This is a genomic window from Haloferax sp. Atlit-12N (genome assembly GCF_003383095.1).
GTDB lineage: Archaea > Halobacteriota > Halobacteria > Halobacteriales > Haloferacaceae > Haloferax.
Genome location: NZ_PSYW01000001.1, coordinates 486,626 through 513,450, shown reverse-complemented (window position 1 = coordinate 513,450; position 26,825 = coordinate 486,626). Strand labels below are relative to the sequence as shown.

25 protein-coding genes and 1 pseudogene are annotated in these 26,825 nt (G+C 67.7%); 15 read left to right on the top strand and 11 right to left on the bottom strand.

The features are described from left to right. Positions 1–93: 93 nt before the first annotated feature. Complete coding sequence (locus tag C5B90_RS02690; RefSeq protein ID WP_115878899.1) at positions 94–540, bottom strand: transporter; 447 nt, start codon at positions 538–540, stop codon at positions 94–96. A 130-nt stretch (positions 541–670) separates the two neighbouring features. Between C5B90_RS02690 and C5B90_RS02685 the strand changes: the two genes are divergently transcribed. Continuing rightward, positions 671–2,854 (top strand): S9 family peptidase, encoded by a 2,184-nt coding sequence (locus tag C5B90_RS02685; protein WP_115878898.1) that lies wholly within the window; start codon positions 671–673, stop codon positions 2,852–2,854. Between the two features lie 36 nt (positions 2,855–2,890). Here the strand turns inward: C5B90_RS02685 and C5B90_RS02680 are convergent, their stop codons facing one another. Then, complete coding sequence (locus tag C5B90_RS02680) at positions 2,891–3,577, bottom strand: YqjF family protein (protein ID WP_115878896.1); 687 nt, start codon at positions 3,575–3,577, stop codon at positions 2,891–2,893. A 119-nt stretch (positions 3,578–3,696) separates the two neighbouring features. Here C5B90_RS02680 and C5B90_RS02675 point away from each other — a divergent pair, with 119 nt between their 5' ends. From C5B90_RS02675 to C5B90_RS02665, 3 genes are read left to right on the top strand one after another with little or no spacing between them, the layout of a single operon-like run. Then, complete coding sequence (locus C5B90_RS02675) at positions 3,697–4,542, top strand: aldo/keto reductase (RefSeq protein ID WP_115878894.1); 846 nt, start codon at positions 3,697–3,699, stop codon at positions 4,540–4,542. A 1-nt stretch (position 4,543) separates the two neighbouring features. After that, positions 4,544–5,062 carry a macro domain-containing protein gene (locus tag C5B90_RS02670; protein WP_115878892.1) on the top strand — a complete coding sequence of 173 codons (519 nt, stop codon included), beginning with the start codon at positions 4,544–4,546 and terminating at the stop codon, positions 5,060–5,062. A 2-nt stretch (positions 5,063–5,064) separates the two neighbouring features. Continuing rightward, complete coding sequence (locus C5B90_RS02665) at positions 5,065–5,268, top strand: hypothetical protein (RefSeq protein ID WP_115878891.1); 204 nt, start codon at positions 5,065–5,067, stop codon at positions 5,266–5,268. A 39-nt stretch (positions 5,269–5,307) separates the two neighbouring features. Here the strand turns inward: C5B90_RS02665 and C5B90_RS02660 are convergent, their stop codons facing one another. After that, positions 5,308–6,336 carry a succinylglutamate desuccinylase/aspartoacylase family protein gene (locus C5B90_RS02660; RefSeq protein ID WP_058565951.1) on the bottom strand — a complete coding sequence of 343 codons (1,029 nt, stop codon included), beginning with the start codon at positions 6,334–6,336 and terminating at the stop codon, positions 5,308–5,310. 125 nt (positions 6,337–6,461) lie between these two features. On the opposite strand from C5B90_RS02660, the gene C5B90_RS20490 reads away from it, so the two are divergent. The 7 genes from C5B90_RS20490 to C5B90_RS02630 all read left to right on the top strand — a co-directional run bounded on the left by C5B90_RS20490 (position 6,462) and on the right by C5B90_RS02630 (position 11,919). Then, positions 6,462–6,614 (top strand): hypothetical protein, encoded by a 153-nt coding sequence (locus C5B90_RS20490; RefSeq protein WP_158547208.1) that lies wholly within the window; start codon positions 6,462–6,464, stop codon positions 6,612–6,614. Positions 6,615–6,678: 64 nt separating this feature from the next. Continuing rightward, positions 6,679–8,025 (top strand): NADH:flavin oxidoreductase, encoded by a 1,347-nt coding sequence (locus tag C5B90_RS02655; RefSeq protein WP_115878889.1) that lies wholly within the window; start codon positions 6,679–6,681, stop codon positions 8,023–8,025. Positions 8,026–8,052: 27 nt separating this feature from the next. Further along, positions 8,053–8,427: a helix-turn-helix domain-containing protein gene (locus C5B90_RS02650; protein WP_004971053.1), complete on the top strand. Its 375-nt coding sequence runs from the start codon at positions 8,053–8,055 to the stop codon at positions 8,425–8,427. Beyond that, a complete protein-coding gene (locus C5B90_RS02645) occupies positions 8,427–8,720 on the top strand; it encodes a hypothetical protein (RefSeq protein WP_115878887.1) in 294 nt (97 codons plus the stop codon). The genes C5B90_RS02650 and C5B90_RS02645 overlap by 1 nt, the downstream gene beginning before the upstream one ends. 231 nt (positions 8,721–8,951) lie before the next feature. Beyond that, positions 8,952–9,377 carry a thioredoxin gene (trxA, locus tag C5B90_RS02640; protein WP_115878885.1) on the top strand — a complete coding sequence of 142 codons (426 nt, stop codon included), beginning with the start codon at positions 8,952–8,954 and terminating at the stop codon, positions 9,375–9,377. Positions 9,378–9,437: 60 nt separating this feature from the next. Continuing rightward, positions 9,438–10,916 (top strand): AMP phosphorylase, encoded by a 1,479-nt coding sequence (locus C5B90_RS02635; protein ID WP_115878883.1) that lies wholly within the window; start codon positions 9,438–9,440, stop codon positions 10,914–10,916. Positions 10,917–10,965: 49 nt separating this feature from the next. Further along, entirely contained in the window at positions 10,966–11,919 is a 954-nt protein-coding gene (locus C5B90_RS02630) for a ribose 1,5-bisphosphate isomerase (RefSeq protein WP_115878881.1), read from the top strand. Here the strand turns inward: C5B90_RS02630 and C5B90_RS02625 are convergent, their stop codons facing one another. Continuing rightward, positions 11,920–12,582, bottom strand: a complete 663-nt coding sequence (locus tag C5B90_RS02625; RefSeq protein WP_115878879.1) for a helix-turn-helix domain-containing protein — start codon at positions 12,580–12,582, stop codon at positions 11,920–11,922. Between the two features lie 97 nt (positions 12,583–12,679). Here C5B90_RS02625 and C5B90_RS02620 point away from each other — a divergent pair, with 97 nt between their 5' ends. Next, positions 12,680–14,374: an NADH-quinone oxidoreductase subunit D gene (locus C5B90_RS02620; RefSeq protein WP_115878877.1), complete on the top strand. Its 1,695-nt coding sequence runs from the start codon at positions 12,680–12,682 to the stop codon at positions 14,372–14,374. A 46-nt stretch (positions 14,375–14,420) separates the two neighbouring features. Here C5B90_RS02620 and C5B90_RS21295 read toward each other — a convergent pair whose 3' ends face one another. From C5B90_RS21295 to C5B90_RS02605, 4 genes and pseudogenes are all read right to left on the bottom strand, one after another. Then, a complete protein-coding gene (locus C5B90_RS21295; protein WP_394337532.1) occupies positions 14,421–15,518 on the bottom strand; it encodes a methyl-accepting chemotaxis protein in 1,098 nt (365 codons plus the stop codon). Positions 15,519–15,629: 111 nt separating this feature from the next. Next, positions 15,630–17,024: pseudogene (locus C5B90_RS21290) on the bottom strand (cache domain-containing protein); the annotation flags it as partial. 615 nt (positions 17,025–17,639) lie between these two features. After that, positions 17,640–18,884, bottom strand: coding sequence for a type III ribulose-bisphosphate carboxylase (gene rbcL / locus C5B90_RS02610; protein ID WP_115878875.1), 1,245 nt, complete (start codon positions 18,882–18,884; stop codon positions 17,640–17,642). A 129-nt stretch (positions 18,885–19,013) separates the two neighbouring features. Further along, positions 19,014–20,933 carry a DEAD/DEAH box helicase gene (locus tag C5B90_RS02605; RefSeq protein ID WP_115878873.1) on the bottom strand — a complete coding sequence of 640 codons (1,920 nt, stop codon included), beginning with the start codon at positions 20,931–20,933 and terminating at the stop codon, positions 19,014–19,016. Between the two features lie 157 nt (positions 20,934–21,090). Between C5B90_RS02605 and C5B90_RS02600 the strand changes: the two genes are divergently transcribed. Genes C5B90_RS02600 through C5B90_RS02590 form a run of 3 tightly spaced genes read left to right on the top strand, consistent with a single transcriptional unit; the run spans position 21,091 to position 24,350 of the window. Beyond that, complete coding sequence (locus C5B90_RS02600) at positions 21,091–22,536, top strand: CARDB domain-containing protein (RefSeq protein ID WP_115878871.1); 1,446 nt, start codon at positions 21,091–21,093, stop codon at positions 22,534–22,536. 6 nt (positions 22,537–22,542) lie between these two features. Next, positions 22,543–23,208, top strand: a complete 666-nt coding sequence (locus tag C5B90_RS02595) for an ABC transporter ATP-binding protein (RefSeq protein WP_115878869.1) — start codon at positions 22,543–22,545, stop codon at positions 23,206–23,208. Beyond that, positions 23,205–24,350, top strand: a complete 1,146-nt coding sequence (locus C5B90_RS02590) for an ABC transporter permease (protein ID WP_115878867.1) — start codon at positions 23,205–23,207, stop codon at positions 24,348–24,350. Before C5B90_RS02595 ends, C5B90_RS02590 begins: the two co-directional genes overlap by 4 nt. Positions 24,351–24,439: 89 nt before the next feature. On the opposite strand, the gene C5B90_RS02585 is transcribed toward C5B90_RS02590, so the two are convergent. The 3 genes from C5B90_RS02585 to ribH all read right to left on the bottom strand — a co-directional run bounded on the left by C5B90_RS02585 (position 24,440) and on the right by ribH (position 26,799). Beyond that, on the bottom strand, positions 24,440–25,030 hold the full coding sequence (locus C5B90_RS02585; RefSeq protein ID WP_115880530.1) for a type IV pilin: 591 nt from the start codon (positions 25,028–25,030) through the stop codon (positions 24,440–24,442). Between the two features lie 213 nt (positions 25,031–25,243). Next, the gene (locus C5B90_RS02580; protein ID WP_115878865.1) at positions 25,244–26,398 is read right to left on the bottom strand and encodes a pyridoxal phosphate-dependent aminotransferase; all 1,155 of its coding nucleotides are present in this window, start codon (positions 26,396–26,398) and stop codon (positions 25,244–25,246) included. After that, positions 26,395–26,799, bottom strand: a complete 405-nt coding sequence (ribH, locus tag C5B90_RS02575; protein ID WP_115878863.1) for a 6,7-dimethyl-8-ribityllumazine synthase — start codon at positions 26,797–26,799, stop codon at positions 26,395–26,397. Before ribH ends, C5B90_RS02580 begins: the two co-directional genes overlap by 4 nt. Positions 26,800–26,825 lie beyond the last annotated feature (26 nt).

The window sequence follows — 26,825 nt, the reverse complement described above, 5'->3', positions numbered from 1 at the left end:
CCCAGACCGAGATGATAAACATGTCGTACAGAATATATATTTTAGAATGTAGATATAGATACTCTACGGAGTCCTCGGGAGTCGGGGGCGGCGTCAGTTGAGGAGCAGGCTGGCGTCGACGAGGAGGAGAACGGCGACGAGCGCGGCACCGAGGTAGAACGGTGCGGCCTTCTCGGCGGGCGTTCGAACCTTCTTCTCCGCGAGGCCGTCTTTCGCGCGGGACCGGCCGACTTCGACGAGGCCGGTCAGGACGAACCAGAGCGCGAGCATCCCGAGGACGAGGTGGCCGCGGCCGGTGCCGAGCAGGCTCTCGGCGGTGTAGCGCGTGCCGGCGAGATGGCCGCCGGTCGCGAACATCACGAGCGAGGCCCCGCGGGACCACATCGTCAGGCGCGAGACGACCGATTCGAACGCGGCGGCGCGGATGTTCCCGGCGCGGGCGGTCGGCAGCACGGCAAGCGCGAAAAAGAGGACGCTCCCCGTCCAGAGACCGCCGACGACGAGGTGGAGCGTTGCCATCACGGTGTCGATGAGTGCCATGTCCGTCGGGTTAGTTCAGCGATGCTTGAAGGTTTCACCTTCGCTCGGTCGGGACCGGGAGACCGGACGCACGCGGCCACCCGGTTCGCCGACACAAATCTATTTGTCACTCGGTCGAACGTTTCGAGCCATGTCAGGAGAACTCCCTCCCGAAGCGTTCAGCGACCTCTCGGTCACCGGCGAGGTCGCCGTCTCGCCGGAGGGGTCGACGGTCGCCTTTACCGCGACCGAGTGCGACCCCGACGAGGACGAACGCGTCGCCTCCCTGTTCGTGGTCCCCGCGGACGGCTCCCGCAAGCCGCACCGACTCACCCGTCACCCCGGCGCGTCGTCCCCGTCGTGGTCGCCCGACGGAAGTCGACTCGCGTTCGTCGCCGCCCGCGACGAGGACCTCTCTCGGCGGGTCGGTCGCGCGGACGACGAGAGAGAAAGTGAAGGTGACGCTGATGACGCTGGCGACGCCGACGTTGACGACGCTGGCGACGCCGACGACGCCGATGGCGACGATTCGGATGACTCCGACGACGAACCACCAGCCGGTGGGGAGGACGGCCCGAAGCCGCAGGTCTGGTGTTTCGACCTCGAACTCGGCGGTGATGCGACCCAACTCACCGACCTCGACGAGGGCGTCTCGGAGTTCGACTGGTCGCCGGACGGCGGCCGCCTCGTCGTCTCCGCGCGCGACCCGACCGACGAAGAGCGCGAGTACCTCGACGAGCGAAAGGACGGCGGCCCGGTCGTGACCGAGCGGCTCCAACACAAAATCAACGGCGTCGGCTGGACCGACACGGTGACAGCCTACCTGTTCGTCGTGGACCTCGACACGGGCGAGACGGAGCGCCTCGACGACGCGACCGCCGCGGGCGCGTTCGCCGACGCCAGTGGCCTCCAGCCCGCGTGGGGTCCCGACGACCGAATCGCCTACGTCTCCTGCGACGCCGCCCGTCCGGACGACACGCTCGAACAGGACCTGTTCGTCATCGACGCCGACGGCTCGAACGACCGGAAGCTGACGAGCGGCGGCCACACGACCGGGACGCCGCGGTGGAGCCCCGACGGCTCCCGAATCGCGTTTCAGGCGGGCGACTACGAGAACTGGTACATCCCGCGCGAAATCCGCGTCGCCGACCTCGATTCCGGTGAGGTCCGGTCCGTCTCCGCGTCGCTCGACCGGACGCTCGCGTTGGGGACCTCACCGTCGTGGGCGGGCGACGACGAACTCTACGCGCTCGTCGCCGACGAGGGGAAGTCTCGAATCGCGCGACTCGACCCCGACAGCGACGCCCCCAAGCGCGTGTTCGACGCGCAGGGAGAGCACAGGGCGATACAGGGACTGCACGTCGCCGGCGACACGGCCGGCCTGCTCGTCTCCGACCCGGCCGACGGGTGGGACGCCTACGCCGTCTCGCTGGCCGACATCGACGCGGTCGACGCGGCCCACGCCGAGTCGTTCACCCGGCTGTCGGCGCTCAACGAGACCGTCACCGACGAGTACGAGATGCCGCAGGTTCGACGGGTCAGCTTCGAGAGCGACGGCTGGGAGGTCGAGGGCGTCGTCTACGCGCCCGCCGACTTCGACTTCGACGACCCCGACCCGCACCCGACGGTCGTCGCCATCCACGGCGGCCCCATCGCCTACGACGAACCGGCGTTCCGGTTCGACCACCCGGTGTTCACCTCCCGCGGCTATCTCGTCGTTCGGGTGAACTACCGCGGGAGCACCTCCTACGGCCGCGACTTCGCGGAACAGCTCCGAGGACAGTGGGGGTCGGTCGAGGTGGACGACATCGTCGCTGGCGTCGAGGACCTCGTCGACCGCGGCTGGACCGACCCGGAGCGCGTCTTCGGCTACGGCATCTCCTACGGCGGCATCGCGCAGGGCTACCTCGTGACCCAGACCGACCTCCTGACGGCGGCCGCCCCCGAACACGGCATCTACGACCTCCGGTCGTCGTACGGCACCGACGACAACCACCTGTGGACGAGATACGAGTTCGGCCTCCCGTGGGAGAACTCGGAGGCGCTCGACGCCTCGTCGGCCATCACCGACGCCGGGAACATCGACACGCCGCTTCTGGTGATGGCGGGCGGCCAAGACTGGCGGTGTCCGCCGAGCCAGTCCGAACAGCTCTACGTCTCCGCGAAGGCGCAGGGAGTCGACGCCAAGCTCGTCGTCTACCCGGAGGAACAGCACTCGATTTCGACGCCCGAGCGGGCGACCCACCGACTGGAACAGATTCTCGACTGGTACGAGCGTCACGACCCGGCGGTCGAGACAGACGACACGGCAGAGGATACGGACGGCGGCGAATAAGACGACGGCCAATAAGCGGCGCGAGCGTTCGCGGCGTCAGCGAAGCACGGCGGGCGGCTTCGCCGTCACGTCGAGGTCGGCCGCGTAGTGGAGTATCGGGTTGCCACCGGGGTGGTCGAAGCCGCAGGCCTCGAACATCGTGTTCGCGCGAATCTCCGCTTCCACGTCCTGTATCGGCCACGGGTCGTGGTCGATATCGCCGATGACGACGGGCCAGTCGTCCGTGTAAAAGCGGTAGTTCTCGACGAGGAACGCGTCGAGCGACCCGGGGTCGAGGGTTCGGACCTCGCCGGTCGGCCGGTAGGTCGCCTCGAACCGCGCTTCCGGCGTCTCGGCCGTCGCGGGCCGGTAGCTCTCGTAGTCGACCGCGCCGTCTCGCTCCTCGACCGAGATGTTCGCGTAGTGGTACGGGAGCCGGTAGCCCAGTCGGGCCATCGCCACGCCGAGGCGGTCCGCGGCGTCGAGGGTGAAGAAGTAGACGCCGCGGGGGCCGCCGTCGGCGGGTTCGACGTACGTCCGGAGGTTCACCTCGGGGAACCCCAGTCCGATGGGCGACCCGCGCGGGCGGATGTCCGTCATGTCGAACGAGACGACGCCGAGCCACGCCCGCCCGTCGTAGGTGGCCACCGAGAGTCGGTCGGGGAGTCGGGGCTCCACGAGTTCGGGGTCGACCGGCCAGTGGGCGAACAGCGTGTGCCGCCAGCGCATCGACAGGAGGTCCATGGCGGCCGTTAGGACCGACGACGGGTGTGGGTTTCGGCGATTGCAGGGGCCATGCGCTCGCCGCCGTCTCCCGTTCGCCCCGCCGAAACGAACACCTGTCTGGCGACCAATCTCCGCCCATGGGACTCGAAAACGCCAGCGGCACGTTCGACATCGGCGGCGACCTTACGGTTCACCGACTCGGCTTCGGCGCGATGCGTATCACCGGCGACGACATCATCGGCGAGCCGGACGACGTGGAGAACGCGCGGAAGGTCCTTCACGAGTCGCTCGTCCACGGCATCGACCTCATCGACACGGCGGACTCCTACGGCCCCGCCGTCTCCGAGCGCCTCATCGGTGAGGCGCTCGCGCCCTATCCGGACGACCTCGTGGTCGCCACCAAGGGCGGACTACTCCGCAACACCGACGGCGACTGGATGCCAAACGGCGACCCCGACTACCTCCGGAACGCCGTCCTCGGGAGCCTCGACCGCCTTCGGGTGGACACCATCGATCTCTATCAGCTCCACCGCCCCGACCCGCACGTCGCCTTCGAGGACTCGGTCCACGCGCTCGCCGAGATGAAAGACGAGGGGCTGATTCGACACGTCGGCCTCTCGAACGTCTCGGTCGAACAGCTCGACGAGGCGCGCGACATCGTCGATATCGCCACGGTCCAGAACCGCTTCAACGTCGGCGACCGCGAGTTCGAGGCCAGCCTCGACGCCTGCGAGAAGTACGGCGTCGGCTTCATCCCGTGGTACCCGCTCGGCGCGGGTGACCTCGGCGACCGGGCCGACGCCGTCTCCGCGGTCGCGGCGAAACACGATGCAACGACACAGCAAATCGCCCTCGCGTGGCTTCTGCACCGCGCCGACGTGATGCTCCCCATCCCCGGCACGTCCAGCGTTTCGCACCTCCGCGACAACGTGGCGGCCTCGCACATCGACCTCGACGACGAGGACATGGACCGACTCGCCTGACATGGACTTCACCGTCGTACAGGGCGACATCGCCGCCCAGTCGGCCGACGCGCTGGTGAACGCTGCCGGGACGAGCCTTCGGATGGGCTCGGGCGTTGCGGGCGCGCTCCGTCGCGGCGGCGGTCCCGAACTCAACGACGCCGCGATGGCGAAGGGGCCGATAGACCTCGGCGCGGTCGCCGTCACCGACGCCTTCGACCTCGATGCCGAGGTCGTGATTCACGCCGCGGCGATGCCCCACTACGGGGACGGGCAGGCGACCGCCGAGAGCATCCGCGACGCCACGCGAAACGCCCTGCGAGCCGCGGACGACCACGGCTGCGAGTCGCTCGTGATTCCGGCGCTCGGCTGTGGCGTCGCCGGGTTCGACCTCGCCGACGGCGCGCGACTCATCTGCGAGGAACTCCGGTCGTTCGAGCCGACCGCGCTCCGCGACGTTCGGTTCATCGCCTACGCTGACGACGAGTTCGAGACGATTTTGCGGGTCGCCGATGCGGTCGGGACGGAGACGGAGGAATAGTAGTGGGCGACGCGGCCGACCCGGAACTGTGTCCGGTCTGTTCGACCCCTTACGACTCCGTCTCGCTCCACGACCGCGGCCTGTTGGTCAACCTCCTCGACAACGAGCGGTACCGGCGCGTCTGCTTCGAACCGGTCGAACGCGACGGGCGGCCGCACGTCCGGTTTTTCCACCACACTCACGAGCAGGTCGGCGCGGACGCCTGACCGAGCGGCGTCGTCGGCGACGCGTTCACCACGTTCGCCCTAACTCCACGGGCGTTCCGTGAACTCGCCCGCCTCGATTTCGCGCTCTATCTCGCGGAGCGTCGCGTCGTCGACGCTGACGAGGTGACACAGCGGGTGGCCGGGCGCGGCGACCGGGTTCTGGAGGACGCCGGCGACGAGGCCGGTGAAGGGGGCCGAGACGCGCTTTTCTCTCGTCTTGAAGTGGTCCGAGATGGTGCAGATGGTGTCGCCCTCGTGGACGAGGGGCACGTCGCCGTACTGCATCTCGACGAGGCCGCCCACGTCGGCGCGGAGCCACGTCTTGTCCGTCGCGGAGTCGATGACGCGCGTCCAGCCCGGCCAGCTGACCGCCTCGTCCGGGAGGACGCCGTACTCGGCGAGGACGCTCTCGACGCCTTCGAGCGCGCGGTCGACCATCGCCGGCTGGAAGCGGTGGGCGCGGCCCATCTCGACGGTGATGGTCGGAATCCCGTCGTTGGTGGCGACGGTGCGGAGCGAGCTCGCCTCGGCCTCGCCCGAGAGGATGAGGTTCGCGCCGAACGACCGCGCGAGGCGGGCGACCTCGGGGCGGCTCATGTCGGCGCGGACGTGGTACATCGTCGTCCGGTTGCGCGTCGAGGTGTGGAAGTCGATGCCGAGGTCACAGGGCTCGACGAACCGGCGGTAAATCTGGTTCGCCATGCGCTCGGCCGTGTTCGCGCCGTCGCGACCGGGGAACGACCGGTTCAGATCGAGGTCGTAGATGGGGATGTAGCGCTGTTGGGCGAGGTAGCCCGGGACGTTCGCCACGTGGATGCAGACGATGGTGCCGTGGATATCGGCTGGGTTGTACCGGCTTGCGACCTCCTGCATCACCTTCACGCCGTTGAGTTCGTCGCCGTGGAGCGCCGCGGTCATGAAGACCGACGGCCCGCCCTGCTCGCCGTTGATGACGGTGACGGGAATCTCGACGGGGTCGCCGAGGTACGTCTCGCTGATTTCGTACCTGAGGTGTCGCACCTCGCCCGGCGGCACCTCCGAGTCGTACCTGAACGGTTCGGGGTCCATGGAACGGTCATCGGAGCCGACGGGTAAGAAGGTTGACCGGCTTCGGGGCCCGTCCGGACAGAATCGGGACAATACGGCTATCTCCGCCGCAGTCGTCTGTCTCTCCGAGAGATGTGTATCCACAGATGACGGCGAAACGCCCGGTCTGCAAGCGGTGCGGCTCCCCCGCGGGTCTTGGCGACGTGGTCGTCAGACACGCCAGTTCGGACCCCCTGCAGGTCTCGGAGTGCGGGCGCTGCGGCGCGATTATCGATATCGGCGGCGGGACCAGTTGGTGAACTGACCCGGCGACCGAGCGTCGCGTCGATTCGATTTACGTCGCTCGCGCGCCATGTCGTCCTCATGGCGACTCCTCGGCTCGACGACCCGCTCGACATCGGCGGGCTCACGCTCCGAAACCGGCTCTACCGCGCGCCGGTGCTCGAATGCGCGGGCACCGGGGCCGACGCGCCCGAGCGCCTCACGGCCGAACTCGAACCCGCGGCGCGGGCCGGTGCGGGGCTCATCTGTCAGGGCGCGACCATCGTCCGCGAGACGGGCGGCTGTGCCGCGCCGGGGATGACCCGAATCGCGGACCCCGAGTTCGCGGCGTCGCTGTCGACGGTGACGGAGCGAATCCACGACCACGGCTCGGCCGTCGCGGTCCAGTTGGAGTACGGCGGTCTGCGGAGCATGGAGACGTGGCACGCCGCGTACCGGCGCGACCACCCCGACCTGCGCCAACTCGCCGTCTCCCGGCCGCCGCGACTCCTCAGGCTCCTCGACGGCCTCGGCTTTCTCGACTACGATGCGCACGTCATGACGACCGACGAGGTGTACGACCTCGCGGCCGACTTCGGCCGGTCCGCGGCGATGGCCGTCGACGCCGGCTACGACGTGGTCCACGTCGCCGGCGCGAACATGGGCATCGTCCACCAGTTCCTCTCGCCGTTCTACAACCGCCGGGACGACGAGTTCGGCGACGGCGTCCGGTTTCTGGAAGTCGTCGCCGACGAGGTCCGCGCACGGGCCGGTGACGTGCCGCTCATGACCAAAGTGCCGGCCGAGACGGCCGCGCCGCCCGGCATCCGCAAACGTCTGACCGAGGACGATGCGGTCGACATCTGCCGCCGCCTCGACGACGCCGGCTACGACGCGCTCGTCCCCGTTTCGGGGTCGGTGTTCTGGGACGCGAGCATCGTCCGGGGGTCGTTCCCGGCCCGCGCGTGGCGCGACGACCGCTACCGCGACGGCTACGCCGCGGCCTTCGGCGGCCCGCTCCGGGCGCGACTCGTCGAACTCGGCAACCGAATCGAGGCGGCGTGGTACGACTTCGACCCGGCGTGGAACGCGGACCTGTGCCGCCGCGTCCGCGACGCCGTCTCGGTGCCCGTGCTCTGCGAGGGCGGCATCCGCGAGCGCGGCGAAATCGACCGACTGCTCGGCGACGCCTGCGACGCCGTCGGGATGGCCCGGCCGTTCTACGCCGAACCGGGACTCCCAGCGCGACTGCTCGGTCGCGAGGTCTCGGTCGACACGCGGGTCGTCTGCGAGAACTGCAACAACTGCGCGGTGCCGCAGGCGACGGGCGCGCCGGGCGTCTGTCGAACGCCCGAGGTGTTAGCCCGGGCTGGAACCCTCAGAATGGAGGGCGCGTACGATACAGCCTCCGAGACGGCGGACGACGATGAGCCCGACCCGGTGGGTTAATAAGGCTCTCGTCGGTCAATCTGAGTAATGGCGCGCGACCGGTCCGCGATGGAGTCGGCCGAACTGACGGCGGTGCTCGACGCGCTCGACGACGCGGACGCACGAGCCATCATCAGAGGACTCGAAGAACCCATGACGGCAAGTGAAATTTCAGACACGTGTGACATCCCGCTTTCGACGACGTACAGGAAGTTGGACCTGCTCACTGACGCGGCGCTCCTCGCCGAGGGGACTCAGATTCGCGCGGACGGTCACCACGCGACGACCTACGAGGTCGCCTTCGACGAGGTTCGAATCGCCCTCAACGAGGACCGCGACTTCGACGTCGCGGTCGGCCGCCCGGAGCAGACGCCCGACGAACGCCTCGCGGACATCTGGTCGCGGGTCCGGAGGGAGACCTGATGGGGCACCTCAGCGCCTCGCCGACGATTACGACGATGATTATCGTCATCAAGACGGGCATCCTCGTCCTCGGCGGGCTCATCACCTACTTCAGCTACAAGGCGTACCGGAACACCGGGGCGGCGTCGCTCCGGGCGCTCGCGCTCGGCTTCGGTATCGTCACGCTCGGCGCGATGCTCGGCGGCGCGCTCGACGTGATTCTCAACGTCGACCTCGCCACCGGACTGCTCTTCGACTCGGTGCTGACGCTCGTCGGTTTCGCGGTCATCACCTACTCGCTGTACGTCGACTGACCGCGCGCTCCGACCCGCCTCGACGCTCGGAGTCGCTTTCGAATCATCCCGACCGCGGTCGTGCCCGCCACGTTTCTCCACCGCCGTTTTCCGTCGTTCCCCGCCAGACACTCACCGTGAGTCACAGCGTCGCGCCGCTCGATGTGCACTGTTATTACGACTCATAGATTGCAGATATTATTGCTCGAATCGTGCAAAACCGTTATTAGGTCGCGGCCGGTATCGGTAGGTATGTCCGACGAAGAACTGAACGACATCCGGACGCAGAAACGCGAACAACTCGAATCAAAGCTCCGCAGTGACGGCGGAAGTTCGGCGAAAGAGGCCGCCTCATCCCCGGCAGAGCCGATTCACGTCGGCGGCGTTGGGGAACTGGAAGACGCCGTCTCCTCCAACGACGTGGTGCTCGTGGACTTCTACGCGGACTGGTGTGGGCCGTGCAAGATGCTCGAACCCACGGTGAAGAAGCTCGCGGAGAACACCGACGCCGCGGTCGCCAAGGTCGACGTGGACGCGAACCAGGAACTCGCCGCCCAGTACCAGGTTCGGGGCGTCCCGACCATGGTGCTGTTCGCCGACGGCGAGGCGGTCGAACAGCTCGTCGGCGTCCGCGGCTACGACGACCTGAAGAACCTCGTCGAAGCCCACCTCGCGTAAGCGTTCTCCCTCCCCGAGATTCGGGGCCGGTTTATTGGCGTTCTCGTCCGACCTTCGGGTATGCAACTCGTCGCCGAACCCATCGACATCGGCACCCGGTCGCCGACGGTCCTCCTGAACGAGAGCGACGCGGCCGAACTCGGGGTCCACGCGCTCGAACGCGTCCAACTGCGCCGAGACGGGCGGACGACCATCGGCATCGTGGAGCTGACGGACGAACTCGTCTCTGAGGGGACGCTCGGCGTGACGCGCCGGCTCGGCCACATCGAGGGCGACGTGGAGGTCTCGGTCGCGCCGCAACCCGACTCGGTGTACTACATCCGCAAGAAGCTCGACGACATCGAACTCGAAGCCGACGAACTGTCCCAAATCGTCCGCGACATCTACGAGGAGCGCCTCGCCGACGTGGAACTCGGGGCGTACGTCTCCGCGACCTACACGAACGGGCTGTCGATGGAGGAGACGATGCACCTCACGGAGTCGATGGCGGACGTGGGTGAGACCATCGCGTGGGAGGAGCCGGTCATCGCCGACAAGCACTCCATCGGGGGCGTCGCGGGCAACCGCGTCACGCCGATTCTCGTCCCCATCGTCGCCGCGGCGGGGCTGAAGATTCCGAAGACCTCCTCGCGGGCCGTCACCTCGGCCGCGGGCACCGCCGACACGATGGAGGTTCTCTGCGACGTGGAGTTCTCTGTCGCGGAGATACGCGATATCGTCGGGAAGACCGGCGGCTGTCTCGTCTGGGGCGGCGCGGTGAACCTCTCGCCGGTCGACGACCAAATCATCCGCGCCGAGACGCCGCTTTCTATCGACCCGAAGGGCCAACTCATCGCCTCCGTCCTCTCGAAGAAACAGAGCGCCGGCTCGACCAACGTCGTCGTCGACATCCCCTACGGCGAGGGCGCGAAAGTCGAGAGCCTCGCCGAGGCGCGCGAACTCGCGGAGGACTTCAACCGCGTCGGCGACCATCTCGGGATGGCCATCGAGTGCGCCATCACGACCGGGGCAGCGCCGGTCGGCCGCGGCGTCGGTCCCGTGCTCGAAGCCCGCGAGGTCCTCGCCACGCTCTCCGGCGGCGGCCCGAACGACCTGCGGGTGAAGGCGATTCGACTCGCCGACCTGCTGTTCGAGTCCACCGGCGTCGACGCCGACGCCGCCGAGATTCTCGACTCCGGGCGGGCCGAAGAGACCTTCCGCGAGATACTCGCCGCGCAGAACGGCGACCCCGACGTTGAGGCCGCGGACCTCTCGCCGGGGCGGCACACCGTCGCAGTCAGAGCCGACCGCGACGGCGTGGTCACGCACGTCAACAACCGTCTCGTCAACGAGGTCGCTCGCCGGGCCGGCGCGCCGAGAGACCCCGGCGCGGGCCTCGAACTCCACCGCCGCGTCGGCGAGATGGCCGCCAGCGGCGAGACGCTGTTCACGGTCCACGCCGAATCCGAAGACAAACTCGCCGACGCGAAGGCGCTCACCGACCGGGTCGAGACCGTTCGAGTGCGACACCCCGACGAGGCGCTCGTCGACCGGGTCTGAACGCCGTCTCCGCGGCGACCTTTTTGCGTCCGACGCCCGTAGTTCTCGCATGGACGACCGCGTACATCCCGAGGTCCGGCGCACCGCGACGGAAATCGACACGATGGAGATTCGCGGCGCGGCGACCATCGCCGACGCGGCCGCTCGGGCGCTCCGGACGCAGGCGACGGAGAGCGACGCCGCCGACGCCGAGGCGTTCCGGGCCGAACTCCGCGCGGCCGCACGGGCGCTCTACGAGACGCGGCCGACCGCCGTGAGCCTCCCCAACGCCCTCCGGTACGTCCTCCGCGGCATGTCGAGTACGACCGTCGAGGGGCTCCGACAGAACGTCGTCGACTCTGCCGACGAGTTCTGCGCCCGCCTCGAACGGGCCCAAGCCGACCTCGGCGAGGTCGGCGCGAACCGCCTCCGCGACGGCGACACCATCATGACCCACTGCCACTCGACGGACGCGCTGGCGTGCGTCGAGGCGGCGGTCGAACAGGGAAAGCACATCGAGGCCGTCGTCAAGGAGACGCGACCCAGAAATCAGGGACACATCACCGCGAAGCGGCTCGACGAACTGGGCGTGCCCGTCACGCTCATCGTCGACTCGGCGGCCCGCCGCTACCTCAACGACGTGGACCACGTGCTCGTCGGCGCGGACGCCGTCGCGGCCGACGGGAGCGTCATCAACAAAATCGGGACGAGCGGCCTCGCGGTCAACGCCCGCGACCGGGGGACGCCAATCATGGTCGCCGCCCAGACGCTCAAGCTCCACCCGGGGACGATGACCGGCCACACCGTCGATATCGAGATGCGCGACACCGCGGAGGTCATCGACGACGAGACGCTCGCGGAGCTCGGCAATCCGGTCGTGAAGAACCCCGCGTTCGACGTGACGCCGCCGCGTTACGTGGACGCCATCGTCACCGAGCGCGGGCAGTTCCCACCGGAGAGCATCGTCATCCTGATGCGGGAGCTGTTCGGCGAGGGCACCAGCGAACCGTGGGCCGAACCCTAGTCACGACCTGCCGACGAGGTCGGCCATGACTTTCATCTCCGCTTTTCGCAGGTGCTCCGCCGCGGTGCTCGTCGAACAGTCGAGCCGAGCGGCCACGTCGGCGACCGACCCGGTCCGCGGCTCGCGGTAGTAGCCGCAGTCGACGGCGATCTCGACGGCCTCGCGCTGGCGGGGCGACAGCGACCCGGCCGAGACGCTTCCCGGACCCGTGTACTCCCGCACCCGAACGACTTCGAGGCCGCGGCCCTCGGGGAGCTGTTCGACCGCCGACTGGAGCGCGTCGTCGGTGCCGACGAGCGTCATCGAGACCGTCCCGTCGCCGTCGAAGACGACCGGCGGGACGACGATGAGCCCGCCCCGCGTGACGGCGGCCGTCTGCTTCGTCCCCGCCGCGTCGAGCCGCTCGTCGACCACGATGAAAAAGGAGTCGCCGGGGAGCTGGGAGAGTTCGTACGACAGGATGCGCTCCGTCTCCGCGAGCGCCGCCTCGTAGGCCTCGACGTCGGTCCCGAAGACCTCGAAGACGATGGTGTTCCTGTCGGTCACCGTCGGGTTCCAGTGGTGGAGTTCGGTCCGCTCGAACGCCTCGTGTTCGACGACGAACTCGTGCATCGGATGCAGCTGTTCGTCGTCGGGCGTGAAGCGAAGCCTGACCGATTTCATGCCGGCGAATTGATTCGACTGCGGCATAAAAACCAGCCGCACTCGTGAGGCAGAACGACGAACCGGCGACCGGACGAACGAACGGGTATCAGTCGCCATGTCACTCGAACGCCCGCGACAGACCCCCGAGTCCCACGACGACCCTGCCGCGCTCTCCGACGACGCCTCCGGTTCCCTCGACGCCGACGCGCTCCGGCGGGCGCTGGGCGACGCCGTCCTCGCCACCGAGGAACACGTCCACGCGCCCGCGGTGCAGATTCGCCCCGACGCGGTGCAGTCGTCGCTCTCGACGCTCCGCGACGACCTCGGCCTCGACCACCTCTCGTGTGTGACCGCCCAGGAGTACGAGGACCGCTACGAGTCCATCTATCACCTGAAGTCGTACGACGACCCGACCCGAGAGGCGAGCGTCGTCGTCCCGACGCCCCGCTCCGACCCCGTCAGCGAGTCCGCCGCGCCGGTGTTCCGGACGGCCGACTGGCACGAGCGAGAGGCGTACGACCTCGTCGGCATCGAATACGAGGGACACCCGGACTTACGTCGCATCCTCTTGCCGGAGACGTGGCAGGGTCACCCGCTCGGGCTGGACTACGACCAGACGCGCCCGCAGGTCGTCCGGTACGACGAGAACGCGAACCCGCTTGCCGAGGACGGCCGCGCTGACTCGAACACGATGCTTCTCAACATCGGGCCGCACCACCCGGCGACCCACGGCGTGATGCACCTGCAGGTCACGCTGGACGGCGAGCAGGTCGCGGACGTGGAACCCGACATCGGCTACATCCACCGCTGCGAGGAGCAGATGTGCCAGCGGGGAACCTACCGACACCAGATTATGCCGTACCCCGACCGCTGGGACTGGGGCGGTGGCGGCCTCCTGAACGAGTGGGCCTACGCCCGCACCGCCGAGGCGCTGGCGGACATCGACGTGCCCGAGTACGCGCAGGTGCTCCGGACGCTGGCGGCCGAACTGAGCCGCATCCTCTCGCACATGCTCGCGGTCGGCGCGTACGCCCTCGACGTCATCGGCGACTTCACCGCGACGTTTCAGTACGCGCTCCGGGACCGCGAACTCGTCCAGAACATCCTCGAAGACCTCACGGGCCAGCGGCTGATGTTCAACTACTTCCGGCTCGGCGGGGTCGTCTGGGACCTCCCCGAACCCCGCGAGGAGTTCTTCGAGAAGATTCGGACGTTCGTCGACGGCCTCCCCGGGAAACTGCGGGAGTACCACGACCTCCTGACGGCGAACGAGATTCTGCAGGCTCGCACGCTCGAGACCGGTATTCTCCCGCCCGAGGTGGCGAAGGACTACGGCGTGACGGGGCCGGTCGCCCGCGGATCCGGCATCGACTACGACCTCCGCCGCGACGACCCCTACGGCTACTACGACGAACTCGACTGGGCGGTCGCCGTCGAGGACGACTGCGACAACTTCGCGCGCCTGCTCGTTCGCCTCCGCGAGGTCGAGGAGTCGGCCAAAATCGTCGCGCAGTGCGTCGACCTGCTCGAAGACTGGCCCGACGACGAGCGGACCATCCAGTCGAACGTCCCGCGCACCATCAAACCGGACGACGACACCGAGGTCTACCGCGCGGTCGAAGCCGCGAAGGGGGAACTCGGTATCTACATCCGCGCCGACGGCACCGACACCCCGGCCCGCTTCAAGATTCGCGGCGGGTCGTTTTCGAACCTCCAGGCGCTCCCCGAGATGGCCGAAGGCGAGTACATCCCGGACCTCATCGCGGCGCTCGGGAGCCTCGATACGATAATGGGAGAAGTAGACCGGTAGTCGGCGGCGAGACGGCCGGCGTCGCGCGGCGTCGCGTGTCGCCGGTTCAGTCGTCCGACGGCGAGGGACCGCTCCCCTCACCCGACCCGTCGGCGACGGCCTGCGGTCCCGACTGCGGCGGCGTGGCGGAAGTCGCCTCGGCTGATGCCGCGTCGCGTCCGCCGCCGCGTCCGCCCTGACCGACGTCGAACCGTCCGACGAGGTCGTTGAGCGACTGGGCGGACTCCGACACCTGCTGGATGTTCCGCGTCACCTCGTTTATCGCGGCGGTCTGTTCTTCGGTCGCCGCGGAGACAGTCGCCGTCTCCGAGGTCGTCTCCTCGCTCACGCTCGACACGTCGTCGACCATCGAGACGACCTCCTCGGTCGAAACGGCCTGGTTCTCGGTCGCCTGCGAAATCTCCTCGACGCCGTGTTCGGCCTCGCGAATCGCCCCGGAGATGTGGTCGAACATCTCGATGGCGTCGCCGATGGTCTCGGAGCCGCTCTCGACGCTTTCCTGCATGGACTGCATGTCGTCGACCGTGTCGTCGGCGCGGTCGCGCACCTCGTCGATTTGGGCTTCCACCTCGTCGGTGGCCTGACTGGCCTCCTTGGCGAGCGCCTTGATTTCGTTGGCGACGACCGCGAAGCCCTCTCCGGCCTCGCCCGCGCGGGCGGCCTCGATGGAGGCGTTGAGCGCGAGCAGGTCCGTCTGCTCCGCGATGTCGTTGATGAGTTGGACGATTTCGTTGATCTCGCCCACCTGCTCGCCGAGGGCTTCGACCCGCTCGACGGCCTCGTCGGCCTCGCTCTCGATGGTGGATATCTCGTCGGTCGCCTCCGCGGCGTGCTCGCGCCCTTCGTCGGCGAGCGACACGGCCTGATTCGCCGACTGGACGACGCCGTCGGCGGAGGCGGCGACCTCCTCGATGGTCGCCGAGAGGTCGTTCATCTCGTTTGCGACCGTCTGGAGGCGTTCGGTCTGCTGTTCCGCGCCGTGGGCGATTTCCTCGACCGACCGCGCGGTCTCCTGGCTCGCGGACTCGATTTCCTTCGCGCTCGACACCGTCTCGTTGCTCACCGCCGCGAACTCGTCGGCGACGGACTGCACCTCGACGAAGCCGTCTTGGAGCTTCTGAATCCCCGCGTCGAGGTCGGTCATGATAGCGCCGAACTCGCCGGGGAGGTCGGTCCGGAGGTTCTGGTCGAGGTTGCCGTCTCCGAGTTCTGTCCCGGCGGCCCGAAGCGCCGAGACCTGCCGTTGGAGGTTCGCCTGCATGTCGTCGAACGCCTCGACGAGTTCGCCGAGTTCGTCGTCGTTGGCGTCGATGTCCTCGTCGTCGTCGAACCGGCCGCGGGCGAGCGACTGGGCGCGGTCCCGGAGCGCCTCTATCGGCTCCGAGAAGTACCGCGCGGCGACGTAGCCGACGCCGACGACGACCACGATGATACCGACGATTAACAGGAGCATGATGTTCCGGGCGATGTCCGCTCGGTCGTTCATCGCCTGACCGAGCTGTTCGACCGGTGCCGTCACGTCGGACTCGGGGACGGTGGCGACGAGTTCGTACTGACTGTTTCCGAAGTGGAGCGGCGCGTAGCCGACAAAGTAGCGGGCCGACTCCCCGTCGTCGCCGACCGACTCGTAGGTAGTCAGTCCGCTCTGGCCGACAATTGCGGTCACGTTATCCGCGATTTCGGCCTCGGCGGAGCCGAGCGACTCCGCCGAGTCGGTCAGGAGGTTCCCGTCCTCGCTCACGATGGTCAGGTGACCGGTCTCACCGACCTGGATGTCGTCGATGAGCGTGTTGAGGAGTTCGAAGTTGAACTGGAGCGTGATGGTCCCCGCGAGTTCTCCCCCGCGGTACACCGGCGCGGTGACGTAGACGGCGGACTCGCCGTCGACGGTCATCACCTCACTCACCTGGATTTCGCCCTCCTGAAGTTCGGTCGCGGTCTGGAACCAATCCTCGTCCGCGAACGAGGTTCCGGCCACCGACTCGGTGGTGATGCCGTCGTCCGTGCGCGTCGCTTGGACGATGCCCTGTCCGTTCTCGTCGGTGAACAGAATCTCGTCGTAGGCGGGGTGTTCCTCGCCGTCGATGGTCACGGCGCGGGTGTCGAGGTAGCTCCGGAACGAGTCGTTAATCTGGTCGCGGGCGTCGGTGACCGCGGCCGTCTGCAGCTCGTAGTAGTAGACGCTCGGTGCGAGCACCCAGTCGAAATCCTCGTGGTAGGCGTACGCGACGAACTTCTCTTCGACGGGATTGCCCTCCTGAGTGGTGTCTTCCCATTCGTACTCGACGATGCCCCAGTCCTCGCCGTTGCGGACGGCGGCGTTCGACTCGATTTCGGCGGGCACCTGATTGAACGCCGGTATCCCGGCGTCGTCGACGGCATTGACCCCGTCTTCGAGGCTGTGGTGGACGACGAAGTCGACGTCGCTGTCGAGGATAAACGCGTAGCCGGTCGAGCCGACGTAGCCGGGGTAGAACGCGTCGGAAAGCGTCCCACTCTGTTGGACGCCGTCACCGGCGGTTCCGGCGATTCGCGCTTCGACCCGGTCTTTCACCTGCTGTTGCTCCGTCGGTGTGAGTTCGTCCCAGTCCTGTCCGCCGTACTGGTTCGCAAGAACGGTCTCTTTCGTGGTCTCGACGGTGGCGCGCATCTGCAGCGCCATGTAGCCCAACTGCGCTTGGCTCTGCTCTTGGACGAGTTCCATCTCCCCGGCCCGGGCGGCCTCGTAGTTCTGCACCGGAGCCGAGTCCGCCAGCGCGAGGGCGTCGATTCGGCGGGCGTCGAGGAGGTTCTGTATCTCCTCTTGCCGGGCGGCGACGGTGCCGTTCAGGTCGCCCGTAATCTGCCCTTCCAGCGTCGCCTCGCTTTGTCCTTGTGCGTAATCTCCAATACTATTCATTCCTTGGACGCCCGCAACGCCGACGACTGACACGGGTATCAGCGAGATGGCGAGACAGAGCGCGATGAGTTTCGTTCGTATTTTCATGGTGTGGTTGATATCGGCGAATTCCGGCGTCCCCCAATACGCGCCGAACAGCCGGTTCGTGGCCGAATTGCTCTGACTGTAGCTCTGCGAAAACAACCGTATAAAACTCACTCGCCAATTATCATCGCCGGTATTCGAACGCCGAACTACTTCGAATCCCCGTCAAATAGCGGGTCGATTCCTCATTCGATATTGCAGTAATCACTCAACACGTTTCGAACCATTGTCACGAAACAGCAACAATTGCGACGGTGGGAGAGCCACACCGCCCGTCGGACCCTACCGCGGCGTCTCCGTCCCCCACTTGTCGAGGGCGACGGCGAGTTCCGGCGTCTCCTCGGCGGCCTCGGTGATTGACCGCCCCTCGGCGTAGGCGTCGATGGCCGACCGAAGCGCGACCGCACCCGCGCGAGTACCGTCGGGGTGACCGTGGATGCCGCCGCCGAGTTGGACGCAGACGTTCGTCCCCGTGGCGTCGAGCAGGTCGGGGAGCAGACCGGGGTGGAGGCCGCCCGAGGCGACCGGCAGCACGTCGGTCGTCCCGTAGAGGTCGCCCGTGAGCCAGTCGTTGATGCCGACGGTGTCCTCGTTGGCGAGTTTGCCGAGGCCGGCGGTGCCGGTGTGGAGTTGGTCGACGCCGCAGAGGCGACTTATCTGCGCGAGCACCCGCATCGAGACGCCGTGGGCCGGGAGCCGGTCGAAGGCGGCGTGCATGGCGCGGTGGGCGTGAATCGCCAGCCCGTGTTTCTCGGTGCGCTCGCGGACGGTCTGGAGGCCCGCCCAGCCAGCGGTGATGATGTCCACCATGACGTACTCGCCGCCCTGCGCGGCCACCTCGTCGACGCGGTCGAGCATCGTCTGGGTGTCGGCGGTGACGTTGATGAGGTACGATTTCTTCTCGCCCGTCTCGTCCTCGGCGTCGTCGCGGAGCGACAGCGACTCAGTCAGGCGGTCTGAGAAGGGGTTGAACGCTTGGTCGGTCAGGTTCTCGTCGTCTTTCAGGAGGTCGACGCCGCCGACCCACGCGTCGTAGCCGACCTGCGCGTGCGCCGCCGTCGAGAGGCCGACCTTCGGCTTGGGGACCGTCGCCGTGATGGGGCGGTCGGTGACGCCGAATATCTCCTCGCGGACCGACGACCCGTACAGCGGGCCGGGGTACGACGAGACGATTTCCTCGGGCCATTCGCAGTCGAGGAGGCGAATCGTGTCGACCGCCTTCATGCCCATGATGTTGCCGGCGATGCACGACAGCACCTGCGGCATGTTGCCGGGTTCGAACAGCCCGGCGGGGTAGGCGACCTTGATGAGGTCGCCGTCGATGTCGAACGTCGTCGCGCCCATGTCGGTGAAGTCCGCACCGGTCTGGAGGGCCGCCCACGTGCCGTTGGAGGACTCCGAAGCCACGCGACTCGCTGCCGCCTCCGTCGACATCCCCGTCGCGGGGTCGATGCGGAAGGTGCAGACGAGGTCCTCGTCGGTCGGTTCGTACTCGAGGTCGAGGAAGTCTTCGTACGTGATACCCATAGCTTCGCCTACGCCCCCGCGAAGCTTAAAACGGCATCCCGAAGCGCCTTTGCCCCCTCGACGCGAAGGAACACGGTTCGGCGCGCAGCGGCGTCATGAGGGGTTCGTCACGTGGTCGGCCCTCCCGCGTCAGGGCGACAGGAGCGCCCGGACCTCGCGGAACTCGGGCACGTCGGTGTCGAGGGCGGCACAGAGCGCGTCGGCCGCGCCCAGCAACCACTCGGCGCGCTCCACGCGGGACTCAACGTCGCCCGGCCCGATTCGGTAGCGCTCGACGAGTTCCTCGATGTCCGAGCCCTCGGTCCACTCGTGGAGGATGCGGGCGGTCTTGACCGCCGTCAGCCACTCCTCGAAGGGGTCGGCGTCGTGCATCGCGGTGGTGAACTCCGCGGCGTGGCTCCGGGCGTACTGGTACATGAGCGCCCGTTCTCGGTTGCCGAGGTAGGTGTCGTGCATGTCCGGCGTGTCGCAGACGACTTCGAGGGCGGTCCGGGCGGTGACGTGTTCGTCTGCCATCCCCCCGATGGTCCGGATGCCCGAGACGATGCGCGCCCCCGTCGTCGGCGAGACGTACTGTCTGGAGGTCTGTGCGCCCAGCGTCGTCGCCGACAGCGTCCCGTCCGTCGCGTCGAGGAGCTCCATCGCTTCGAGCTCCGAGACCACGTCGGCGACGAGTTCCGCGAGGTCCACGCTCGGGTTCTGGTGGGCGTAGTAGGTCGCCGAGAACACGTCGGCGACGCCGTCGAGGCTGTCGGCGAACCCGGAGGCGACGACCGAGAGGACGTGCGTCCGGAGCGCCTCGGGGTCGTCGAACTGCGAGTCCACGGCCTCCGCGTCGGCGGTGACGTAGCGGTCGAACAGTTCGGCTTTCGTGTCCGCGTCGCCGACGAGGACCGCCTCGCCGAACGGGTCGAGGTGCGGGCGGCCGGCGCGGCCGCACATCTGGTGCACGTCGAGGACGGGAATCCATTCCATCGCGTCGCCGGTGTAGCGCTTCTGGTCGCGGATGACGACCCGCCGAGCGGGGACGTTCACCCCGGCGGCGAGCGTCGGCGTCGCGCAAATGACCGCGAGCCGGCGGTCCCGAAACGCGTTCTCGACGGCGACCCGGTGGGCGCTCCGCAGGCCGGCGTGGTGGAAGCCGACGCCGGTCCGGGCGCACTCCGAGAGCTGGCGGCCGGTCGCGGTGCCGCCGAGTTCGTCGAGTTCGTCGCCGAGGGTGGGCGCGGGCGAGAGGTCTTCGTCGGCGAGGCGGTCGGCGAGCGCCTCGGCCTCGCGGCGCGACCGGACGAACGCTAGGCACTGCCCGCCCGTCTCGACCGCGTCTTCGACGAGCGCGACGGTGGCTTCGGTGGCCTCGTCGTCGTTCGGGCCGGTCGGGGGGACGACCACGTCGAGGTCCGTGCCGTCGTCGAACGCGACGCTCTCGTCGGCGTAGACGCCGGTACGGAGCGAGACGGGTCGCCACGTGCTCTCGACCAACGCCGCGTCGAGCCAGTCGGCGATGACCTCGGGGTTGTCGACGGTCGCCGAGAGGGCGACGAGCTGGAGGTCCGGGACGCGGCGCTGGAGCGTGGCCAGCGTGACTTCGAGCGTCGGTCCGCGCCCCGGCGCGCCGAGGAGGTGGACCTCGTCGACGACGACGCAGGCGAGGCGTTCGACCCACGGCGCGCCGTTTCGAATCGCCGAGTCGACCTTCTCGCTCGTGGCGACGACGATGTCGTGGTCGCCGAGTTCCGCCTCGTCCGCGTCGAAGTCGCCGGTGGAGATGCCGACGCTCACGCCGGGGAGTTGGTCGAACGTCTCGTACTTCTCGCGGGCGAGCGCGCGAAGCGGGACGATGTAGAGCGCCGGCCCGTCGGCGGTGAGCATGGCGAGTTCCGCGATGAACGTCTTGCCGCTGGCGGTCGGAATAGCGGCGACGACGCGGCCGCCCTCCGCGACGCCCGCCTCGACCGCGGCGGCCTGCGGCGGGTAGAGTTCCTCGATACCGTCCGACTCGTAGTGGGAGACGAGGGCCGCCGACAGCGGGAGGTCACGCACACGCATCTGTCACCGTTCTGGTGGCGGACTCACATAAGTACCTTCGCCGAGTGGGGGGTCGCCGACCGACGGTCACCCGAACGGGGTCGAGACGTTCGGCCCCGTGCGACCGTCAGCCACGGCAGGTATTTCCGTCGGCTTCTCGATATATGTCTTGATAAACATGAGCAGGCGTGCCCTCTCGGTCGCCCTTCTCGTCGTCGTCGTGCTCGCCGGGCTCCCGGCACCGACGCTCGGCGCGGAGGCGACCGCCTACATCGACGACGTCTCCGTCTCGCCCGCACAGCCGACGCCGGGCGAGCGGTTCATCCTCTCGACTATCGTACAGAACGCACAGAACAGCCCGTCGAACCTCCAAGTGACTGACGTGTACGTCCGCACCGCTGGCGGGTCGAGCGACCTCGCGCGGGCCGAAGACCTCGGGACGATTCCGCCCGGGAGCGACCTCGACATCCCGCTTTCGGTCAGACTCGCCGATGCGGGAACCTACGACCTCCGCGTGACCGTCGTCGGCCGGAGCGACGGCAGCATCCAGCGACTCCAGTACCCCGTCGTCGTCCGCGTCCGCGAGGGCGGCCCGCAGGTGACCGTCGAGGTCGGCGACGCGGTCATCGGCACGGAGACGCCCGTTCAGGTCACCGTCTCGAACGGCGAGGAGGAGGTGGCGCGCAACCTTCGGCTATCGGTGGCCGCCGAGGACGCGACCGTGCGGAACGACACCCGCGTCGTTCCGCGCCTCGACTCCGGACAGGCCCAGACGTTCCGGTTCGACGTGACGCCCGGCGCGACCGAGTCCGAGGTGACGGCGACGCTTCGCTACACCACCGCCGACGGTAACGCCCGAACGACGACGACGACCGCACCGCTCGCCGCCGACGAACTCCGAGAGAACGTCCGCCTCGACGCGACCCTCGGCGAGGGGGCTCGTCCCGCGGTCGTCGTCGACGTGACGAACCTCGGCAACGCGCCTCTCGAAGACCTCGTCCTCTCGCTGCGGGACGGCGGTTCGACCGTCGTCGGAACACCGGTCGGCACCGTCGCGGCCGAGTCCACCCGGACCGTCCGGCTGAACGTCTCGTCGGTCGACCGCGCGACGCTCGACGTGGTCGCCGACTACGAGACCGGCGGGCGCGACGGCTCCGCGGCGACGACCATCGACTACGTCGCCGCTCCCGGCCAGATTTCGCTCACCGGCGTCGACGTGGAGCACGAAGACGGGAAGATACACATCTCGGGCAGCGCGAGCAACGTCGGTCTCAGCGACGCCCAGAGCGTCGTCGTCCGGGTCGTCCCGACCGATGGCGTCACCCCCGAGCGCCCCTACAAGGAGTACTTCGTCGGCTCGGTGCCCGCGAGCGACTTCGCCTCGTTCGACCTCTACGCCACCGTCGACGACGGCGTGGCCGCCGTCCCGGTCGAGGTGAGCTACCTCGCCGACGGCCGCGAGCGGACCGTCGAAACGACGGTGGACGTGAGCGACCTCTCGCAACCCGTCGACTCGAACGACGGCGGCGGCGGGGACCTCGGCACCACGCTCCTCCTCGTCGGCGGCCTCGTCGCCCTCCTCGTCGTGGTGGGCGTTGGAATCTACGCCTACAGACGACGCTGATTCGAGATGAACCACATCATCGAACTCCAACGCGTCTGGAAGCGCTACGACACCGGCGGCGAGGTCGTCGAGGCGCTCAAGGACGTGGACTTCCACGCCGACCCCGGCGAGTTCGTCGCCGTCATGGGGCCCTCCGGGAGCGGGAAGTCCACGATGCTGAACGTCCTCGGCCTCCTCGACACGCCGACAGAGGGGACCGTTTTCCTCGACGGACAGGACGTGACCGACCTCTCCGACCGGGAGATGACGATCCACAGAAAGCGCTTCATCGGCTTCATCTTCCAGAGCTTCCACCTGATTCCGACGCTGTCGGCGCTGGAAAACGTGGAGATGCCGACGCTGTTCGGCGACGACCCGACCGCCCGCGACCGAGCGACGAATCTGCTCGAACGCGTCGGCCTCGGGGAGCGACTCGACCACCGACCCGACCAGCTTTCGGGCGGGCAGAAACAGCGCGTCGCCATCGCGCGGGCGCTCATCAACGAGCCGCGCATCCTCCTCGCCGACGAGCCGACGGGGAACCTCGACCGGAAGACCGGCCGGAGCGTCCTCGACCTGTTCGACGAGATTCGCCGCGAGGACGACGTGGCGGTCATCGCCGTCACCCACGACCCGCAACTCGGCGACTACGCGGACCGAACGGTCGAACTCATCGACGGGAGGATACAGTGAGCGTCCTCGACGACCTCTTCCGGCGCGTTCCCGCGCTGTTGATGGCGCGTCGGAACCTCTCGCGCAACCGCATCCGCTCGGGGCTCGCCGTCCTCGGCATCATCATCGGCGTCCTCGCCATCGCGTCGCTCGGCATGTTCGGCACGACGCTCCGCACCGGCGCGACCCAGCAACTCGGCGACATCGGCAACGAGATCAGCGTCTCGCCCAACTTCCAAGAGGGAATCGAAGAACTGACCGAGCGCGACGTCGACGAGATTCGGCGCGCCGTCACCGACGGCGCGGTCGTCCCCGTTCGCTCGGAATCGAAACTCGTCTCGCGGGGTGATCGACAGACTGTCTCCACGGTCTACGGGATGGAGAACCCCGGCGCGCTCTACGAGGCCGAAGAGGGCCGCATCCCCGACCGGCTCAGACAGGGCGCACTCGTCGGCTCCGGCACCGCCGGCCTGCTCGACGTCGAGCCCGGAAACACCATCTCCGTGGACGGCCGGACTTACCGCGTCGCGGCCGTGCTCGCCGAACAGGGCGGTATCTCGCTCGTCAGCCCGAACAACGCCGTCATCGTCCCCGTCGAGGACGTAAATGGTACGGGCTACTCGCAGGTCGTCGTCAGCGCCGACTCCGGGCAGGCCGCGAACGAGTCAGCGGTCGCCATCCGCGAGGCCCTCAACGAGCGCGAAGAGCGCGTCTCGGTGTTCGAACTCCAGTCCATCACGGCGGGCATCAACGAGTTCTTCGGCATCCTCAACGCCTTCCTCATCGGCATCGGCTCCATCTCGCTGGTCGTCGCCGGCGTGAGCATCCTGAACGTCATGCTCATGAGCACCATCGAGCGCCGCCAAGAAATCGGCGTCCTCCGCGCCGTCGGCGTCCAGCGCGGCGACGTGATTCGCATGATTCTCGCCGAGGCCGGCCTGCTCGGCGTCGCCGGGGGCGTCATCGGCGCGATACTCGCGGTCGGCGCGGGCGTCGCGCTCAACGCGTTCGTCCTGAACGACCCGCTTGCGACCTTCCAAGCGGCGAACCTCCTCTACATCGTCCTCGCGGTCGGGTTCGGCGTCGGAACCAGCGTCCTCTCGGGGCTGTACCCGGCGTGGAAGGCGGCCAACGAGCGGCCGGTGGAGGCGCTCAGGAAGTAGTTGGGACTGTTCGAGAACAGCTTTGATAAAAAGTCGGTATTGTCGTCGGCCGCGTCGGGGCCGATTACGACGAAATCGTTACGGAGGTGTTAGGCCTCGGGGCCGGTCCACGTCTGAATCGTCGCAGAGTTCTCACCGGACTCCGAGGTCCAGACGATACGGACCGTTGCACCGCTCAGGTCGAGTGCTTCCTCGTCGCCGTCCCCACCGGAAGTATCGTCGTTAGCACCATCCGCCACTACTTCGCCCCCTCCGTTGAGATCGTACAGGAAGTCACCGCCATCTAACGTGACTGTGTTACCTGCACTCACAGTACCCGGCGACAGGTCATCCCAAGACGTGTCTCCCGAAGTTCCCGCGATTGCGAACGTTGCTGACGTGGACTCGTCAGCGTCGACAGCAGTCGCACCAGATACTGCAAAGGTCAATCGTTCCGAACTGATTGCAGTCCCAGATTCGTGTGTAATCGAGAGGACGTCTGCGTCATCGGTTGACGTCTGGTCGTTATCCGTGAAGTCGAAACTGAAACTCGCCTGCGGAGCAGTCGCGGTCTGCTCACCCAGTCCGAGGACGAACGTCCCGATAACGGCCGCGAGAATCACCGTGATCGCGACCATCAGAATCACGCCGATGACCGGCGAGACTGCACCATCGTCTGCTAGTAGTTGTCTTATTTTCATGAGTTGTATGCTCCATACATACGCGGCCCGTCCGCGGAGAACCCACCCAAAGAGCGGTATGTACGAGTAGTACATTGATGGTAGTAGAGATAAATCTAACCGGAGATACGACAACAAAAATCACGTTCAGCCCTAGCACACTGTCAGATTAGTTGCCAGTACGCGGTCTCGTGGCTCGATACGACGGTGGAAAAGTCGGGTCGCAGCGGGGGGTTAGATGTAGTCGTGCTCGGCGAGGCGCTCGACGGCCTCGCGGAGGCGCTCTTCGCTCGCGGCGTAGGAGATGCGAGCGTAGCCCGGCGCGTTGAAGGCGCTGCCGGGGACGGTCGCGACCTTCGCGTCCTGAATCGCACCTTCACACCACGCTTGGTCGTCGTCGTCCACGGGGAGCATCATGTAGAACGCGCCCTTCGGGACGGCGACATCAACGTCGTGTTCGGCGAGGAGGTCCACGAGCATGTCGCGGCGGGCCTCGAACGCCTGGCGCATCTCCTCGACGTCGTCGTCGGTGCGCTCCGAGAGCGCCTCGACGCCGGCGTGCTGGACGAAGTTCACGGCGCAGGAGACCGAATGCGAGTGGAGCTTACCGGCCTGCGAGATGAGGTCCGACGGGGCGTGGAGGTAGCCGAGCCGCCAGCCGGTCATCGAGAACGCCTTCGAGAAGCCGTTGATGGTGATGGTGCGGTCTTCCATCCCGTCGAGGGAGCCCAGCGAGGTGTGCTCGAAGCCGTCGTAGACGATGCGCTCGTAAATCTCGTCGGAGATGACGGCGAAGTCGTGTTCGACCGCGAGGTCGCGGACGCCTTCGAGCGCCGCGTCGGAGAAGACGCCGCCCGTCGGGTTCGACGGGGAGTTGACGACGAGGAGCTTCGTCTCGTCGGAGACCGTCTCGGCGAGTTCGTCGAGCGCGGGTTCGAGCCTGAAGTCGTGCTGCGCGAGGTCGATGCGGCTGAGGGTGCCGCCGGCGAGTTTGACCATCGCCTCGTAGGAGACCCACGCGGGGTCGAGGAGAACGACCTCGTCGCCGTCGTCGACGAGCGTCTGGAACGTCTCGAACAGCGCCTGCTTGCCGCCGGGCGTGACGATGACCTCGTCGGCCTCGGCGTCGACGCCGTTCCCGCGGAGCTTCGCCGCGATTGCGTCCTTGAGTTCCGGGATTCCGTTCGACGAGGTGTAGCTCGTGTGTCCCGCGTCAAGGGCGTCCTTCGCCGCCTGCGTGATGTTGTCCGGGGTCGGGAAGTCCGGTGCGCCGACCGAGAGGTCGACCACGTCTTCGCCCTGCGCTTCCAGTTCGCTCGCGAGGTTCGAGATGGCGAGCGTCGCGCTCGGTTCGACGCGGCCGACTCGGTCGCTGAAATCGAAGTTCATGCCAACGCCTCCACCATATCAGTCGCAGCGTAAACCGCTTCCGCACCTTTGCTGATGCGTTCGCGTGCCTCAGCGCCGCTCATGCCGGGGCCGGAGACACCGAACGAGACGGGTTTGTCGCGGTCCAGCGAGACCTCCGTCAGCGACTTCGCGGTCGCGTCGGCGATGACGCGGTCGTGGTCGGTGTCGCCGGTGACGATTGCGCCGATGACGACGACGGCGTCGATGTCGTCGCGGCGGGCGAGGCGGTCGGCCGCGAGGGGCGAGTCGTACGCGCCGGGGACCTGAATCGTTTCGGCCACCTCTGCGTCGCGCTCGGCGGCCGCGTCGCGGGCCGCATCCTCCATCTGCTCCGTGACCGACGAGTTGAATCGGGCCACGACGAGTCCGAGTGAGACCATGGCCGACCCTTCCCGTCTCGGATAAA

What these genes read in the sequence shown, in the direction of transcription:
- C5B90_RS02675 (WP_115878894.1), top strand. Translation starts at nt 3,697, where the DNA reads ATGGGACTCGAAAACGCCAGCGGCACGTTCGACATCGGCGGCGACCTT.
- rbcL (WP_115878875.1), bottom strand. Translation starts at nt 18,884, where the DNA reads ATGGGTATCACGTACGAAGACTTCCTCGACCTCGAGTACGAACCGACC.
- C5B90_RS02630 (WP_115878881.1), top strand. Translation starts at nt 10,966, where the DNA reads ATGGACGACCGCGTACATCCCGAGGTCCGGCGCACCGCGACGGAAATC.
- C5B90_RS02595 (WP_115878869.1), top strand. Translation starts at nt 22,543, where the DNA reads ATGAACCACATCATCGAACTCCAACGCGTCTGGAAGCGCTACGACACC.
- C5B90_RS02650 (WP_004971053.1), top strand. Translation starts at nt 8,053, where the DNA reads ATGGCGCGCGACCGGTCCGCGATGGAGTCGGCCGAACTGACGGCGGTG.
- C5B90_RS02585 (WP_115880530.1), bottom strand. Translation starts at nt 25,030, where the DNA reads ATGAAAATAAGACAACTACTAGCAGACGATGGTGCAGTCTCGCCGGTC.
- C5B90_RS02680 (WP_115878896.1), bottom strand. Translation starts at nt 3,577, where the DNA reads ATGGACCTCCTGTCGATGCGCTGGCGGCACACGCTGTTCGCCCACTGG.
- C5B90_RS02580 (WP_115878865.1), bottom strand. Translation starts at nt 26,398, where the DNA reads ATGAACTTCGATTTCAGCGACCGAGTCGGCCGCGTCGAACCGAGCGCG.
- ribH (WP_115878863.1), bottom strand. Translation starts at nt 26,799, where the DNA reads ATGGTCTCACTCGGACTCGTCGTGGCCCGATTCAACTCGTCGGTCACG.
- C5B90_RS02620 (WP_115878877.1), top strand. Translation starts at nt 12,680, where the DNA reads ATGTCACTCGAACGCCCGCGACAGACCCCCGAGTCCCACGACGACCCT.
- C5B90_RS20490 (WP_158547208.1), top strand. Translation starts at nt 6,462, where the DNA reads ATGACGGCGAAACGCCCGGTCTGCAAGCGGTGCGGCTCCCCCGCGGGT.
- C5B90_RS02600 (WP_115878871.1), top strand. Translation starts at nt 21,091, where the DNA reads ATGAGCAGGCGTGCCCTCTCGGTCGCCCTTCTCGTCGTCGTCGTGCTC.
- C5B90_RS21295 (WP_394337532.1), bottom strand. Translation starts at nt 15,518, where the DNA reads ATGACCGACCTCGACGCGGGGATTCAGAAGCTCCAAGACGGCTTCGTC.
- C5B90_RS02660 (WP_058565951.1), bottom strand. Translation starts at nt 6,336, where the DNA reads ATGGACCCCGAACCGTTCAGGTACGACTCGGAGGTGCCGCCGGGCGAG.
- trxA (WP_115878885.1), top strand. Translation starts at nt 8,952, where the DNA reads ATGTCCGACGAAGAACTGAACGACATCCGGACGCAGAAACGCGAACAA.
- C5B90_RS02625 (WP_115878879.1), bottom strand. Translation starts at nt 12,582, where the DNA reads ATGAAATCGGTCAGGCTTCGCTTCACGCCCGACGACGAACAGCTGCAT.
- C5B90_RS02635 (WP_115878883.1), top strand. Translation starts at nt 9,438, where the DNA reads ATGCAACTCGTCGCCGAACCCATCGACATCGGCACCCGGTCGCCGACG.
- C5B90_RS02690 (WP_115878899.1), bottom strand. Translation starts at nt 540, where the DNA reads ATGGCACTCATCGACACCGTGATGGCAACGCTCCACCTCGTCGTCGGC.
- C5B90_RS02685 (WP_115878898.1), top strand. Translation starts at nt 671, where the DNA reads ATGTCAGGAGAACTCCCTCCCGAAGCGTTCAGCGACCTCTCGGTCACC.
- C5B90_RS02645 (WP_115878887.1), top strand. Translation starts at nt 8,427, where the DNA reads ATGGGGCACCTCAGCGCCTCGCCGACGATTACGACGATGATTATCGTC.
- C5B90_RS02670 (WP_115878892.1), top strand. Translation starts at nt 4,544, where the DNA reads ATGGACTTCACCGTCGTACAGGGCGACATCGCCGCCCAGTCGGCCGAC.
- C5B90_RS02655 (WP_115878889.1), top strand. Translation starts at nt 6,679, where the DNA reads ATGGCGACTCCTCGGCTCGACGACCCGCTCGACATCGGCGGGCTCACG.
- C5B90_RS02605 (WP_115878873.1), bottom strand. Translation starts at nt 20,933, where the DNA reads ATGCGTGTGCGTGACCTCCCGCTGTCGGCGGCCCTCGTCTCCCACTAC.